The organism is Streptococcus infantis (assembly GCF_047463635.1).
GTDB lineage: Bacteria > Bacillota > Bacilli > Lactobacillales > Streptococcaceae > Streptococcus > Streptococcus infantis_W.
Genome location: NZ_JASHDL010000013.1, coordinates 45,178 through 62,700, shown reverse-complemented (window position 1 = coordinate 62,700; position 17,523 = coordinate 45,178). Strand labels below are relative to the sequence as shown.

Sequence of the window (17,523 nt, the reverse complement as noted above, 5' to 3'; positions counted from 1 at the left end):
AAAAGCTAAGATAGCCGACGAAGTTAAGAAATCTAACCCAACCGTAACTGATGTTAAAGTTGGCAAAGATGGTACAACAACTGTTACATACCCAGATGGTACAACAGCGGTTATCCCAGCAGATAAGGCAGTTAAGAAATCAGCTGATAAAGTCGTTAAGGATCCATCAGTAACACCAGTTACAGATCCAAGCAACTTGACTGATGCAGAAAAAGCTAAGATAGCCGACGAAGTTAAGAAATCTAACCCAACCGTAACTGATGTTAAAGTTGGCAAAGATGGTACAACAACTGTTACATACCCAGATGGTACAACAGCGGTTATCCCAGCAGATAAGACAGTTAAGAAATCAGCTGATAAAGTCGTTAAGGATCCATCAGTAACACCAGTTACAGATCCAAGCAACTTGACTGATGCAGAAAAAGGTAAGGTAGCAGATGAAGTTAAGAAATCTAACCCAACTGCGAAAGATATCAAGGTTAACAAAGACGGATCAGTAATTGTAACCTTTGAAGATGGCACCACAGCCTTTATCCCAGCAGATAAGACAGTTAAGAAATCAGATGGTTCAGTAGCAGGTAATCCAGCTGCTAACCAAGATTCACCTGCTCAAGCACCAGCTAAGAAAGCAGGAGCGAAAGAATTGCCAAATACTGGTACAGAACAATCTAGCGCTTCACTTGCTTTAGCACTTCTTGCAGCAGCGACAGGCGGACTCCTCTTCGCTAAAAAACGTGAGGAAGAAGAGTAAGAAATTACTCAAATAAAGCAAAACTGAGAATCTCAATTCTATGAATTTGCTAGAAAAACCGTAAGAAGAAATTCTTACGGTTTTTTTGATGGATAATGATTAGGAGAATGGTGAAATGTCAGTCTTACAGATCTTTGAAATGCTAATACTCTTCGAAAATCTCTTCAAACCACGTAAACTTCGCCTTGCCGTATATTTGTTACTGACTTCGTCAGTTCTATCCACAACCTCAAAACGGTGTTTTGAGCAACCTGCGGCTCGCTTCCTAGTTTGCTCTCTGATTTTCATTGAGTATAAGACTGCTAAAAATATTTCTAGAAATTAGTTTGATTTTCCTAATCGATTTGTTCATACCTTATTTCAATCTACTATAACATCTGGAGAGGACAGTCGTTGTTCTCTCCATTTTTATATCCAGAGATAGAAGGATTTGTTGAAAAACTAAAAGATAAAACTATAAATCTCAGTAAAAAATATTTACTAAAATTTTTTAATACTGTTAAATAAGTTGTATGAATATAAAAATGGATAAATCTCTTATAGTAGGGCTGAAATACATCACTAGATGCATGTTTATTTCTTTAGTTCTATTTGTTAAAGAATTACTAAGTTTCCGATAAAAGATGTAAAAAAATATTGAATTCAATATATATAGTGCGTTTTTTATAAAAAAGTAACCGCTAACACTTGATTTTTATAAATATAGTGATATACTAAATTTGTGTAAAAAAATTAAAGGAGATAAACATGAAGTTTCATTTTAATGAGCGTCAACGCTTTTCTTTACGTAAGTATAGTTTTGGTTTAGCCTCTGTTCTTTTAGGAACTGCCTTCTTTTTGAGTGGGCAAGTTGCTAGTGCTGATGAGGTAAATGTTTCAGAAACATTGCTCACCTCCGTAGTATCTGTTAGTCCAGAAAGTTCAACAAGTACATCGGAATCTTCAGTACCAAGAACTTCTGAATCAAAACCTACAGTAGCAGATAAGTCTGCTCTATCACCAGAAACTGCCGATTCAAAACCAACAGTAGCTGATAAACCTGTTGTAACACCAGAAACAACTGAAGTTTCTTCAGATTCTGAAAAAGCTGCAACAGAAAGTCCAAAATCTGAGAAATCAGAAGTATCAGCTAAAGAATCAAGTGAAGATACGGCAAAAACAACTGAAGGTAAAGCTGAAGTTGAAGTTGCTGAAAAAGATGATAAGTCTACTGATAAAGCTCCAGCTGAAGCACGCCGTTCAACACGTACACGTCGAGCTACTTCAGAAAATAAACGTGAAGTATCAAATTGGAGTGAGTTTGTTTCAGCCTTAGAGGATGGAAATGTCAGAGAAATCACTGTAAATGGTGATGTCGTAGCTCAAGGTGATAATGGTAATACCGACAATGGACGTTCAGGATCTGTTGACCGTAAGACTACTATTCATGCACAATCTCGCCCAGTTACGATCCAAGGTAAGGATGGCAATGCTCGTCTTGAACTTTTGTCACACACTTTGGAGTTGACAGGAGCTAGCTGGGAACTAAATCTTAAAAACCTTAAAATAGCGACTGCTAATTCTAAAGGTCCAATTGATTTATCAAGAACTAGCGGTTCAAATACTGTTACCTTTGAAAATGTAACTAGTGTTGGTTCATCACTTTATGGTGGTGGTGGTAACACCCATGTCGTTATCAAAGGAACTACAACTTCAACAGTTAGTGACAGTTATCAAGCTGCAAATGGTCAAACTCAACACGTACAACGTAATGTTGGAGCTGCTGGTCACTCAGACCAACGTCGTGAGTCAAATATTCACGATGCTAAATCTGTAACAGTTGCTGAGGGGGCTAGCTTAACGCTTAATCGCTCTTCTCAAGGTGATGCTATTACTCTTGAAAGTGGAGCTAAGGTCAGTGTAAAAGATAAAGCTAGTCTTACTATCAACATGAACACTGGCAATGGATCCGAAAATGCTCGCTACCACAATGCTGGTATTTTCATGGCTGATAGTGGTACCGTAGAAACTGGCAAAGGCTCTAAGTTAGTCCTAAATACTAGTATCGGTCAAGGTATTTCAATTGGTATAAACCGTCCAGGGGATCAATTTACCGATAAGGATCGTTACGGTGGTTACGGTGCTGGTAACAACGGTCGTAAAAATGGCCCTAGCCGAGTTCTAATTGGCGAAGAAGGAACATTTGAATTTCATGGCCGTGATGGGATTATGATGGGGAATCACTCAGAACTTGTCACAGGTCAAAATGCCAAAGTTCGCTTTGAAAATAAAGGTCGTGGTGTTGCCCTTGATTTCGGAAATGATTCAAGAGTAGTCTTTGGAAAACATTCGAACAATACTTTCCATTCAGTAGGTAAAGGTAAAAATGAGGATACTAAGACACCTTCAGGTAGTTACGATGGGTACAACTATATCGGTCTGAATGAAAATGGTAAAATCTTAGTAGATGACTTTGCGACTTTCCGTGTACAAATGGATGACCGTACGTATAAGGATAAGAATGGTCACAGTTGGGATAATGACTGGGATGATGTCATTTCCCTTGATTCTAGGAATGGTCGTAAGAATGAGCCACTTTTCCAAGCGAATAAGGGTTCTATTGTAGATATTCGAGATGATAATACTAACTACTATGCTGAGTTGATCTCAGTAGCATTGGGAGCTAGTACAAACACTTATTTCCAGTTTAATAATCCGCTATATGTTTCCTTTATGAGATACACAAAATCAGATGGTACATCAGCAGGTGACATTACCGGGAAACTACCAATAACTATTCCTCAAGGGAACAATCCACAGGATATTGGCCACGGAAATATTCTTTATATCTCAAATAAATTAGAAGCTTCAGGGAACCGAGTCGAATTTAATGGTCCAACAAATAATGCAGGTGTTGGGACCTATACGGTTTATTCCATGAACAAGGATGGTAGGGATGCACAAAGTCATAATAAACAGAGTTCTGTTTGGATGAATATCCAGGGCGGATCTATGTCTATTGCTGGTTTCCAAAATAATAGAGCACACATAGAACCTGCTAATGCCACATCTGTACCAACAGGTTCTTCTACTGGGGGAGTTGTTGCCACAGATAGGACTTATGGTATTGACCCGGTAGGTGATAACCGTCAAAATATTTGGGTATCAAATGGTTCTAAAATCAACCCGACTGGTGTTCATAAAAATGTCATCAAATATGTGTACGAAGATGGAACTTCAGTTAAAGAAGATGTTATTCAGTCATCAAACTGGAATCGTACCTTGGATGTCTCTATTGACCAAGAAGGCTTTAAAAAGATTTTAAAAAATTCAAGTGTTACTAATGGTGATGAGTTCTTAGCCGCCTACAGTAAGGCTAAGTATCACATTTCTGATATTGATGGAGATAATATAGCTGATACTGGTTGGAAAGTTGATGGAACAAATTCAGGTACTTATAATTATGGTACTATCGCTTCGCCAAAACTCGAAGGCTATAAAGCAGAAATCAAGTCAAGTAATGTTCCAGGATTAGTAGCTGGGGCTAAAGCTGATTCAGTTTCTGTTTCATATGATTCAAGCAATGCACCAGAAACGCTTATTGATGCTCAAGCAGGTAAACGTACCGTTTCAGAAACTTATTGGCGTAATATTGTAGCCAAATCTGATTTGGGTGTCTATGAAACAGTTGTTGTCTATAAAAAAGTAAAACAAAAAGCTATTGTCAAATATATTGATACAAGTGCTAACAACAAGGAGTTGGCAAAAGATACAGTTGAAGGTACAGCTGGTGAAACGATTACCTACTCAACTGAAGCTAAGATTGCTGATTTTGTTAAAAAGGGTTATAAACTTGTAGAAGATGGATTCAAAAAGGCCTCTGAAGATCAAAAGAAATTTGATGATGATGAAAACATTGATCAAGAATTCATAGTTAAATTAGCTCACGATGTAACACCAGTTGGACCAAATAACCCACATAAACCAACAGATCCAATCAATCCAAATGATCCAAACAGTCCTAAATACCCTGCGGAAGATCAATGGAAGAAAGATGTAACGTCAACAGTTCATTATGTGGTATCAGACGGTAATGCAACTGCCCCAGCTGATAAGGTTCAAAATGCACAATGGACACGTACCTTAAAACTTGATAAAGTTACAGGTAAAGTTCTCTCATCTACTCCATGGGCATCGAATAAGGCTAACTATGATGCAGTTCCAACACCAGGATTGACAGGTTACTACGCTGATAAAGGAAGTGTTGCTTCTAAGACAGTCACTCAAGAAAATCTTGAAGAAACTGTTACTTACAACCCACTTGGAAAATTGGTTCCAAAACCAGAGACACCAAAAGATCCAAACTTCCCATCAACACCAGAAGTGAAGTATCCAAATGATCCAAACGATCCAACAAAACCAGGTAAACCAGTTGTGCCTAATGTACCAGGCTACAAACCATACTTGCCAGATCCAAACGATCCAACGAAACCAGGTCAACCAGTAGAACCAGGAAAACCAATCACTCCTGAAAAACCAGGTGAAGATACGCCGATTATCTACCGCAAGGCAGATCAAAAAGCTACTATCAAGTATGTAGACCAAAATACTGGTGCAACACTTGAAAGTGATCAAGTAGGTGGTAAATCAGGTGAAGCTATTGCCTACTCAACTGCAGCTAAGATTCAGAAATACCAAGATCGTGGCTATGTTCTTGTAAGTGATGGATTCCCAGCAGGAGCTACCTATGACAAGGATGAATCAGTTGATCAAGAATTCGTAGTTACCTTGAAACACGATGTAACTCCAGTTGGACCAAATAACCCACATAAACCAACAGATCCAATCAATCCAAATGATCCAAAGAGTCCAAAATACCCTGCGGAAGATCAATGGAAGAAAGATGTAACATCAACTGTTAAGTATGTGGTATCAGACGGTAAGACAACTGCCCCAGCTGATAAGGTTCAAAATGCACAATGGACACGTACCTTAAATCTTGATAAAGTTACAGGTAAAGTTCTTAACCCTGATGCACCATGGGCATCTAATAAGGCTAACTATGATGCAGTTCCAACACCAGGATTGACAGGTTACTACGCTGATAAAGGAAGTGTTGCTTCTAAGACAGTCACTCAAGAAAATCTTGAAGAAACTGTTACTTACAACCCACTTGGAAAATTGGTTCCAAAACCAGAGACACCAAAAGATCCAAACTTCCCATCAACACCAGAAGTGAAGTATCCAAATGATCCAAACGATCCAACAAAACCAGGTAAACCAGTTGTTCCAGATGTACCAGGCTACAAACCATACTTGCCAGATCCAAACGATCCAACGAAACCAGGTCAACCAGTAGAACCAGGAAAACCAATCACTCCTGAAAAACCAGGTAAAGATACGCCGATTATCTACCGCAAGGCAGATCAAAAAGCTATTATCAAGTATGTTGATACCAGTGACAATAATAAGGAATTAGCAAAAGATGAAGTTTCTGGTAAATCGTATGAAGCCATTAACTACTCAACTGCAGCTAAGATTGCTGATTTTGTTAATAAGGGTTACAAGCTTGTAGAAGATGGTTTCACAAACTCAACTGAAGATCAAAAGAAATTTGATAGTGATGAAAACATTGATCAAGAATTCGTAGTTAGATTAGAACACGATGTAACTCCAGTTGGACCAAATAATCCACATAATCCAACAGATCCAATCAATCCAAATGATCCAAAGAGTCCTAAATACCCTGCGGAAGATCAATGGAAGAAAGATGTAACGTCAACTGTTCATTATGTGGTATCAGACGGTAAGGCAACTGCCCCAGCTGATAAGGTTCAAAATGCACAATGGACACGTACCTTAAAACTTGATAAGGTGACAGGTGAAGTTCTCTCATCTACTCCATGGGCATCGAATAAGGCTAACTATGATGCAGTTCCAACACCAGGATTGACAGGTTACTACGCTGATAAAGGAAGTGTTGCTTCTAAGACAGTTACTCAAGAAAATCTTGAAGAAACTGTTACTTACAAGCCACTTGGAAAATTGGTTCCAAAACCAGAGACACCAAAAGATCCAAACTTCCCATCAACACCAGAAGTGAAGTATCCAAATGATCCAAACGATCCAACAAAACCAGGTAAACCAGTTGTGCCTAATGTACCAGGCTACAAACCATACTTGCCAGATCCAAACGATCCAAGTAAACCAGGTCAACCAGTAGAACCAGGAAAACCAATCACCCCTGAAAATCCAGGAAAAGATACGCCGATTATCTATGTACCAAAAACTAATGATGTGACGCAACCAACAAAACAAACTGTTAAGTACACAAGTACAGATGGTAAAGCTCAGGTACCTTCAGATAAGATTCAAAATGACTATACTTTCACAGGTAAGAAGAATCAAGCTGATGGTACAACAACATGGACTGAAAACAGTCATACTTACGGTAGGGAAAGTGTTCCAGTAGTTTCTGGTTACTACGCTGACAAGTCTGAAGCAGGTAGTAAAACAGTCACTCCAACCAATCCTAATGCTGAAGATGTTGTAACTTATAAACCACTTGGTAAGATTATTCAAGTAGATGAATCAGGAAATGTTATTCCAGGTTCAGTATCTAAGACTTATGAAAATAACCCATTGAATCCTAAAGAAGCAGCAGAAACTAAAATTCCAGATGCACCAACAGGATATGTGATTAAGGAGGAACAACCACAAGCATGGGGTTACAATATTGTTGATAAAACTATTGAACCAAATGATGAAAGTGATCCAGATCGAATTTCACAAGATACGAAGATTGTTTATGTTAAGGCAGACCAAAAAGCAGTGATCAAGTACGTTGATCAAACAACTGGTCAAACCCTTGCCAATGATCAAGTCGGTGGTAAATCAGGTGAGGCAATCAACTACTCAACTGCGGACAAGATCAAGTACTATGAAGATCGTGGCTATGTTCTTGTAAGCGATGAATTCCCAGCAGGAGTTCACTTCGATACCGATGCATCAGTAGATCAAACCTGGACAGTAACCTTGAAACACGGTGAAACTCCAGTTGGACCAAACGATCCACATAATCCAACAGATCCAATCAATCCAAATGATCCAAACAGTCCTAAATACCCAGCGACAGATCAATGGAAGAAAGATGTCACATCTACTGTTAAGTATGTGGTATCAGATGGTAAGGTAGCAGCCCCAGCAGATCATGTTGAAAACGCGACATGGACACGTACCCTTACCTTGGATAAAGTCACAGGTAAAGAACTTTCAGCGACACCATGGGCATCAGATAAGACAGCCTACGCTGCAGTTCCAACACCAGGTTTGACAGGATACTACGCTGATAAAGCAAGTGTTGCTTCTAAGGCAGTTACTCAAGAAAACCTTGAAGAAACTGTTACTTACAAACCACTTGGAAACTTGGTTCCAAAACCAGAGAAACCAAACGATCCAAACTTCCCATCAACACCAGGTGTTAAATATCCGAACGATCCAACAGATCCAACGAAACCAGGTCAACCAGTCGTTCCTGATGTACCAGGTTATGAACCACACCTTCCAGATCCAAACGATCCAACGAAACCAGGTCAACCAATCCAACCAGGAACACCTGTAACACCTGATAAACCAGGGGAAGATACGCCAATCATCTATGTACCAAAAACAAATGATGTGACGCAACCAACTAAACAAACGGTAACGTTTGAAGGAGCAGGAACAGCTACTCCAGCTGATAAGGTTCAAGATAACTTCACCTTTACTGGTAAACAAAAAAATGGTACGACAACATGGGATCAACCTAATCACACTTATGGTAAAGAAACAGTTCCAGTAGTTAAAGGTTACTACGCTGATAAGAAGGAAGCTGGATCTAAGACAGTTACTCCAGATCAACCAGAAGTTACGGATAAGGTTACTTATAAACCACTTGGTAAGATCATTCCAGTTGATCCAGAAGGAAACCCAATTCCTAAAGCACCAACTCCACAGTACAACAATGATCCACAAGATCCAACTAAGGGTGGCGAGACTCCAACTCCAGTTATCCCAGGTTATGTGACAGATACACCAAGTGTAACACCTAATGACCCAGGATCTGATACACCTGTTGTCTACCGTAAGGCGGAACAAAAAGCTATTATCAAGTACGTTGACCAAACAACAGGTCAAACCCTTGCCAATGATCAAGTCGGTGGTAAATCAGGTGAGGCAATCAATTACTCAACTGCGGATAAGATTAAGTACTACGAAGATCGTGGCTATGTTCTTGTAAGCGATGAATTCCCAGCAGGAGTTCACTTCGATACCGATGCATCAGTAGATCAAACCTGGACAGTAACCTTGAAACATGGTGAAACTCCTGTAGGACCAAATAATCCACATAACCCAACAGATCCAATCAATCCAAATGATCCAAACAGTCCTAAGTACCCAGCGACAGATCAATGGAAGAAAGATGTCACATCTACTGTTAAGTATGTGGTATCAGATGGTAAGGTAGCAGCCCCAGCAGATCATGTTGAAAACGCAACATGGACACGTACCCTTACCTTGGATAAAGTCACAGGTAAAGAACTTTCAGCGACACCATGGGCATCAGATAAGACAGCCTACGCTGCAGTTCCAACACCAGGTTTGACAGGATACTATGCGGATAAAGCAAGTGTTGCTTCTAAGGCAGTTACTCAAGAAAACCTTGAAGAAACTGTTACTTACAAACCACTTGGAAACTTGGTTCCAAAACCAGAAACACCAAATGATCCAAACTTCCCATCAACACCAGGTGTTAAATATCCGAACGATCCAACAGACCCAACGAAACCAGGTCAACCAGTTGTTCCAGATGTACCAGGTTATGAACCACACCTTCCAGATCCAAACGATCCAACGAAACCAGGTCAACCAATCCAACCAGGAACACCTGTAACACCTGATAAACCAGGGGAAGATACGCCAATCATCTATGTACCAAAAACAAATGATGTGACGCAACCAACAAAACAAACGGTAACGTTTGAAGGAGCTGGTTCAACCACACCAAAAGATGATGTTCAAAGCGACTATACCTTCACAGGTAAGAAGAATCAAGCAGATGGTACAACAACATGGACTGAAAACAGTCATGACTATGGCAAAGTAAAAGTCCCAGTCGTTGAACACTATTATGCGGATAAAGCTGAAGCAGGTGGTAAGACAGTTACACCAGAACACCCAGAAGCTACAGATAAAGTGGTTTATAAGGAACTCGGTAAGATCATTCCAGTTGACCCAGATGGAAACCCAATTCCAAATGCGCCAACTCCACAATATACGAATGATCCAAACGATCCAACTAAAGGTGGTGTAACCCCAACACCAGTCATCCCAGGTTACGTGACAGACATTCCAAATGTAACACCATCTAACCCAGGAGCTGATACCCCAGTTGTTTACCGTAAAGCAGATCAAAAAGCAGTGATCACGTACGTTGATCAAACAACTGGTCAAACCCTTGCCAATGATCAAGTCGGTGGTAAATCAGGTGAGGCAATCAATTACTCAACTGCGGACAAGATCAAGTATTATGAAGATCGTGGCTATGTTCTTGTAAGCGATGAATTCCCAGCAGGAGCTCACTTCGATACCGATGCATCAGTAGATCAAACCTGGACAGTAACCTTGAAACATGGTGAAACTCCTGTAGGACCAAATGATCCACATAACCCAACAGATCCAATCAATCCAAATGATCCAAACAGTCCTAAGTACCCAGCGACAGATCAATGGAAGAAAGATGTCACATCTACTGTTAAGTATGTGGTATCAGATGGTAAGGTAGCAGCCCCAGCTGACAATGTTCAAAATGCACAATGGACACGTACCTTAAATCTTGATAAGGTGACAGGTAAAGTTCTTAACCCTGATGCACCATGGACAGCGAATAAGACTAACTATGATGCAGTTCCAACACCAGGATTGACAGGTTACTATGCGGATAAAGCAAGTGTTGATTCTAAGACAGTCACTCAAGAAAATCTTGAAGAAACTGTAACCTACAAACCACTTGGAAACTTGGTTCCAAAACCAGGAACACCAGACGATCCAAACTTCCCATCAACACCAAAAGTGAAGTATCCAAATGATCCAAACGATCCAGGTAAACCAGGTAAACCAGTTGTTCCAGACGTACCAGGCTACAGACCATACTTGCCAGATCCAAAAGATCCAAGCAAACCAGGTCAACCAGTAGAACCAGGTAAGGAGCTACCAAACCTTCCAACAAACCCAGGTGACGACACACCAATCATCTACGTACCAATCGTAAATGATGTGAAGAAACCAACTAAACAAACAGTTAAGTTTGAAGGAGCAGGCGATAAGACTCCAGGAGACAATGTCCAAGACGATTTCACATTCACTGGTAAAGAAAATAAAGCTGATGGAAGTACAACATGGAATGAGAAGAGCCATACTTACGGTAAGGTATCAGTTCCAGTAATTCCAGGTTACTACGCTGATAAGACAGAAGCAGGCGGTAAGACGGTTACTCCAGAAAATCCTGAAGCAACAGATACAGTAACCTACAAACCACTTGGAAACTTGGTTCCAAAACCAGGAACACCAGACGATCCAAACTTCCCATCAACACCAAAAGTGAAGTATCCAAATGATCCAAACGATCCAGGTAAACCAGGTAAACCAGTTGTTCCAGACGTACCAGGCTACAGACCATACTTGCCAGATCCAAAAGATCCAAGCAAACCAGGTCAACCAGTAGAACCAGGTAAGGAGCTACCAAACCTTCCAACAAACCCAGGTGAAGACACACCAATCATCTACGTACCAATCGTAAATGATGTGAAGAAACCAACTAAACAAACAGTTAAGTTTGAAGGAGCAGGCGATAAGACTCCATCCGACAAGGTCCAAGACGACTTCACATTCACTGGTAAAGAAAACAAAGCTTCTGGAACTACAACATGGACTGAGAAGAACCATACTTACGGTAAGGTATCAGTTCCAGTAATTCCAGGTTACTACGCTGATAAGACAGAAGCCGGTGGTAAGACAGTTACTCCAGAAAATCCTGAAGCAACAGATACAGTTACTTACAAACCGCTTGGAAACTTGGTTCCAAAACCAGGAACACCAGACGATCCAAACTTCCCATCAACACCAAAAGTGAAGTATCCAAATGATCCAACAGATCCAGGTAAACCAGGTAAACCAGTTGTTCCAGACGTACCAGGCTACAGACCATACTTGCCAGATCCAAAAGATCCAAGCAAACCAGGTCAACCAGTAGAACCAGGTAAGGAGCTACCAAACCTTCCAACAAACCCAGGTGAAGACACACCAATCATCTACGTACCAATCGTAAATGATGTGAAGAAACCAACTAAACAAACAGTTAAGTTTGAAGGAGCAGGCGATAAGACTCCATCCGACAAGGTCCAAGACGACTTCACATTCACTGGTAAAGAAAACAAAGCTTCTGGAACTACAACATGGACTGAGAAGAACCATACTTACGGTAAGGTATCTGTACCAGTAATTCCAGGTTACTACGCTGATAAGACAGAAGCTGGTGGTAAGACAGTTACTCCAGAAAATCCTGAAGCAACAGATACAGTTACTTACAAACCGCTTGGAAACTTGGTTCCAAAACCAGGAACACCAGACGATCCAAACTTCCCATCAACACCAAAAGTGAAGTATCCAAATGATCCAACAGATCCAGGTAAACCAGGTAAACCAGTTGTTCCAGACGTACCAGGCTACAGACCATACTTGCCAGATCCAAAAGATCCAAGCAAACCAGGTCAACCAGTAGAACCAGGTAAGGAGCTACCAAACCTTCCAACAAACCCAGGTGAAGACACACCAATCATCTACGTACCAATCGTAAATGATGTGAAGAAACCAACTAAACAAACAGTTAAGTTTGAAGGAGCAGGCGATAAGACTCCAGCCGACAATGTCCAAGACAACTTCACATTCACTGGTAAAGAAAACAAAGCTTCTGGAACTACAACATGGACTGAGAAGAGCCATACTTACGGTAAGGTATCTGTACCAGTAATTCCAGGTTACTACGCTGATAAGACAGAAGCCGGTGGTAAGACAGTTACTCCAGAAAATCCTGAAGTAGTAGAGATTGTTACCTATAAATCACTTGGAAGCTTGGTTCCAAAATCTGATGATCCTAAATTCCCATCAACACCAGATGTGAAATATCCAAATGATCCAACAGATCCAACAAAACCAGGAAAACCAGTTGTTCCAGACGTACCAGGCTACAAACCATACTTGCCAGATCCAAAAGATCCAAGCAAACCAGGTCAACCAGTAGAACCAGGTAAGGAACTTCCAAACCTTCCAACAAACCCAGGTGATGACACCCCAATCATCTACGTTCCAATTGTACCAGTAACTCCAGAGAAACCAACCTCTGCTAAAGAAAATACTCCTCAGTTGCCAAATACTGGTACTGAAGATCATACTAGCTTAGCAGCACTTGGACTTCTTGGAGTAATGAGTGGATTTGGACTTGTAGTTCGTAAGAAAAAAGAAGATTAAAATAAAAATTTAATCCTATTGAAATTACTTCGGACTAGATGATAGAGTCTATAGCATTAAGAGGACAAACATTTTAAGAATGTTTGTCTTCTTTTTAGTTATCAAATTTGGTATTCAATATTACCTTACAATACTTTATAGAGATAATTTTGTATGTGTAATACTCAAAATGAATCAAACTTAATTTTTTATGTGGAACACTTTATGCAATTGAAAATATACCCTCAAAGAATATTCAAAATTAAAATAATAATACTTGGAAATACTAGCTAAAAACTAACTCTAGAATGTCAAAAATTTACTAAATTTTCCTGAGTAGACTAAGATAGAAAATTATAAAAAATGTGTTTTAGCCAGATTTATCGGCATTAGTCTAGCTTTTATCAATGGAAAATGTTATAATAGGCTGTATTTAAAAAAATTTTAAGGAGAAATGACAGAATGTCTGTATCATTTGAAAACAAAGAAACAAACCGTGGTGTCTTGACTTTCACTATCTCTCAAGACCAAATCAAACCAGAATTGGACCGTGTCTTCAACTCAGTGAAGAAATCTCTTAATGTTCCAGGTTTCCGTAAAGGTCACCTTCCACGCCCTATCTTCGACAAAAAATTTGGTGAAGAGTCACTTTACCAAGACGCTATGAACGCTCTTTTGCCAAATGCTTATGAAGCAGCTGTAAAAGAAGCTGGTCTTGAAGTGGTTGCTCAACCAAAAATTGACGTAACTTCAATGGAAAAAGGTCAAGACTGGGTTATCACTGCTGAAGTCGTTACAAAACCTGAAGTAAAATTGGGTGACTACAAAAACCTTGAAGTATCAGTTGATCTAGAAAAAGAAGTAACTGATGCTGACGTTGAAGAGCGTATCGAACGCGAACGCAACAACTTGGCTGAATTGGTTATCAAGGAAGCTGCTGCTGAAAATGGCGACACTGTTGTCATCGACTTCGTTGGTTCTATCGACGGTGTTGAATTTGATGGTGGAAAAGGTGAAAACTTCTCACTTGGACTTGGTTCAGGTCAATTCATTCCTGGTTTCGAAGACCAATTGGTAGGTCACTCAGCTGGTGAAACTGTTGATGTTATCGTAACATTCCCAGAAGACTACCAAGCAGAAGACCTTGCAGGTAAAGAAGCTAAATTCGTAACAACTATCCACGAAGTAAAAGCTAAAGAAGTTCCAGCTCTTGACGATGAGCTTGCAAAAGACATCGATGAAGAAGTTGAAACTCTTGCTGAATTGAAAGAAAAATACCGCAAGGAATTGGCTGCTGCTAAAGAAGAAGCTTACAAAGATGCAGTTGAAGGTGCAGCAATTGATAAAGCTGTAGAAAACGCTGAAATCGTAGAACTTCCAGAAGAAATGATCCACGAAGAAGTTCACCGTTCAGTAAACGAATTCCTTGGAAACTTGCAACGTCAAGGTATCAACCCTGACATGTACTTCCAAATCACTGGAACTACTCAAGAAGACCTTCACAAACAATATGAGGGTGAAGCTGAGTCACGTACTAAGACTAACCTTGTTATCGAAGCAGTTGCTAAAGCTGAAGGATTTGACGCTTCAGAAGAAGAAATCCAAAAAGAAATCGAGCAATTGGCAGCAGACTACAACATGGAAGTTGCTCAAGTACAAAGCTTGCTTTCAGCTGATATGTTGAAACACGATATCACAATCAAAAAAGCTGTTGAATTGATTACAAGCACTGCAACAGTAAAATAATCTTTACAAGATAAAAGCCCACCGGATTCGGTGGGTTTTCTTATACTTTATTTTCCGAAAATCTCCTTCAGGTCTTCTTCAGTAATCCCAATCATAGCTGGGATACTAGACCAGTTATCTTCGGTTAAGATGTAGGATTGTTCAGTGTCTGTAACTGGTGTAGCTTCAGTAGCTGATTTACTAGTTCCATCAGTTGATTCTATTAAGTCGCTGAAACGTTCAATTAGATAGGTCTTACGGGCAGTTCCGATGTGCTGAGTTGCATAGTCAAAGGCCTGTAATTCACCTAGTAAAATGAGCTTACTTTTTGCACGAGTGATGGCAGTGTAGATGAGATTACGCTCTAACATGCGTTTACTTGCGCTGGTGATAGGCAGGATAACAACAGGAAACTCGCTCCCCTGAGATTTATGGATGCTCATAGCATAGGCTAAGCGAATCTTGTACCATTCATTTCGAGGATAGGAGACCTCGTTACCGTCAAAATCAATCATAATTTCATCCTGCTTGGATTCAGTGTATTTTCCTGGAATCAAGTCTGTGATATAGCCTAAGTCTCCGTTAAAGACATTGACCTCTGCATCGTTGACTAGGTGAATGACCTTATCTCCTGTTCGATAGTGACACTGAGGAGCTTCAAAGCTAAGCTGGTCTTTTTGTGGAGGATTGAGTAGGTCTTGCATGAGCTGGTTGATGGCATCAATACCAGCAGTTCCACGGTACATAGGGGCAAGAACTTGAATATCACGAGCAGGGATGCCACTTCTGATAGCAGCACCTAGGATTTTTTCAATGCTAGCAGGGATATGGTTACTAGCAATTTCAAAGTAGGAGCGATCTGCTTTTTTCTGGGTAAAATCTGCAGGCAATATTCCCTGACGAATCTGACTTGCAAGAGTGACGATGGTTGATTCTTCGCTCTGACGGTAGATTCGTTCCAAACGTGTTTGAGGGATGGTTGGTATCTGAAGTAAATCTGCTAGGACTTGACCAGGACTGACAGAAGGCAGCTGGTCACTATCACCAACGATGAGGATTTTACTGGTAGAGGAGATATTGGAGAAGAGCTGGTTGGCTAACCAAGTATCTACCATAGAAAACTCGTCAACAATGATAAAGTCAGCATCCAGATAATCTTCCAGATGGCTGGTATCGTCGTCTCCAGTCATACCCAAGTGGCGGTGAATAGTTGCACTTGGTAGTCCTGTCAACTCATTCATACGACGGGCTGCGCGACCGGTGGGAGCGGCTAGGAGAATGGGCAGATTGCTCTTTTTCTTGAGATCCAGTCCTTCTAAGAGAGCATAGACAGCGATAATGCCGTTGATAACAGTAGTCTTACCTGTACCAGGTCCACCTGTAAGGATAAAGACCTTGTTCTGGATAGCATCGCAGATGGCCTGTTTTTGAATACTATCATACTCAATCCCCAGTTCTTCCTCAACAGTTGCGATATGTTCTTGAATGGTTTCTAGATCCTGTTTTTTACTCTGCCCTTTTTCGAGGATTCTGATGAGATGGCTGCGAATCCCTTCTTCTGCAAAAAAGAGGCTATTATCAAAGATTTTGGTATCAATCTGCTGGACCTTATCTTCTTCAATCAGATAAGCAAGTTCTTGGGCAACTTGACTCGGATCTAGTTCGACTGGACGGGAGGATTCTAGAAGATTAAGGGTTTGTTCTAGCAGATCCCGTGCTTCAACATAGGTGTCCCCTGTTTCCATACAGGCCTGAAAAAGACTATGAACTAGACCAGCACGGAAGCGTTCGGGAGCTTGACTCTCAATCCCCAGTTCTTGGGCCAGTTGGTCAGCGATGGTAAAGCCCAAACCCTTGATATCCTCAACCAGTTGATAGGGATAGTTCTCGACAATCTCTAGCGTTTCTTCCTTGTAAAAATCTTGGATCTGAAAGGCTAGTTTATTTGGGATGCCGTAATTAGCCAGTTTGGCTAAGACCATCTCTGTTCCGTAATTAAGACGAAGAGTTGAGACAAAGGCCTCACGGTTTTTAGCAGAGAGTCCAGAGATAGACTGGAGTTTGTCTGGATTTTCTAAGATTTTGTCAATAGTGTTATCTCCGTAAATATCCACAATTTTCTGTGCTGTTTTGAGTCCAATTCCCTTAAAATGGCTGCTGGAGAAATACTTGACCAAGCCCTTACTAGTCGGCTTGGCTCTCTCATAGCGAGTCATTTGTAGCTGTTCCCCATACTTGGAGTGTTGGACAATTTGTCCCCAAAAGGTGTATTCCTCTCCTTCAATGATATCAGCCATAGTACCTGTGACAATGATTTCATAATCATCAAAGTCTTCAGCATTGGTATCCTCAATATCTAGGAGTAAAATACGGAAAAAATTGCTGACATTTTCAAAAATAATGCGTTCAATGGTGCCTGAAAAATAAACTTCCATAAAATTCCTTACAATAGTGTCTGAGAAAATTTATCCCAGATTTAGTCAAAATAGAATGAGAAGAGGCTGAGATGGGAAATTCTCGGCCTC

5 protein-coding genes are annotated in these 17,523 nt (G+C 40.4%); 4 read left to right on the top strand and 1 reads right to left on the bottom strand.

What is annotated here, in order from left to right:
- The 4 genes from QM867_RS08010 to tig form a co-directional block, all read left to right on the top strand.
- Window positions 1-751 (top strand): LPXTG cell wall anchor domain-containing protein (locus QM867_RS08010; protein WP_414315519.1); only part of this gene is annotated, 751 nt, incomplete at its 5' end.
- A gap of 115 nt (window positions 752-866) precedes the next feature.
- The gene (locus tag QM867_RS08005) at window positions 867-1,076 is read left to right on the top strand and encodes a hypothetical protein (protein ID WP_414315518.1); all 210 of its coding nucleotides are present in this window, start codon (window positions 867-869) and stop codon (window positions 1,074-1,076) included.
- A gap of 422 nt (window positions 1,077-1,498) precedes the next feature.
- Window positions 1,499-13,294, top strand: coding sequence for a mucin-binding protein (locus QM867_RS08000; RefSeq protein WP_414315517.1), 11,796 nt, complete (start codon window positions 1,499-1,501; stop codon window positions 13,292-13,294).
- A 441-nt stretch (window positions 13,295-13,735) separates the two neighbouring features.
- Entirely contained in the window at window positions 13,736-15,019 is a 1,284-nt protein-coding gene (gene tig, locus QM867_RS07995; protein ID WP_414315516.1) for a trigger factor, read from the top strand.
- 47 nt (window positions 15,020-15,066) lie between these two features.
- Here the strand turns inward: tig and QM867_RS07990 are convergent, their stop codons facing one another.
- Entirely contained in the window at window positions 15,067-17,433 is a 2,367-nt protein-coding gene (locus tag QM867_RS07990; RefSeq protein ID WP_414315515.1) for an ATP-dependent RecD-like DNA helicase, read from the bottom strand.
- Between the last annotated feature and the right edge of the window lie 90 nt (window positions 17,434-17,523).

What these genes read in the sequence shown, in the direction of transcription:
- tig (WP_414315516.1), top strand. Translation starts at nt 13,736, where the DNA reads ATGTCTGTATCATTTGAAAACAAAGAAACAAACCGTGGTGTCTTGACT.
- QM867_RS08000 (WP_414315517.1), top strand. Translation starts at nt 1,499, where the DNA reads ATGAAGTTTCATTTTAATGAGCGTCAACGCTTTTCTTTACGTAAGTAT.
- QM867_RS08005 (WP_414315518.1), top strand. Translation starts at nt 867, where the DNA reads ATGTCAGTCTTACAGATCTTTGAAATGCTAATACTCTTCGAAAATCTC.
- QM867_RS07990 (WP_414315515.1), bottom strand. Translation starts at nt 17,433, where the DNA reads ATGGAAGTTTATTTTTCAGGCACCATTGAACGCATTATTTTTGAAAAT.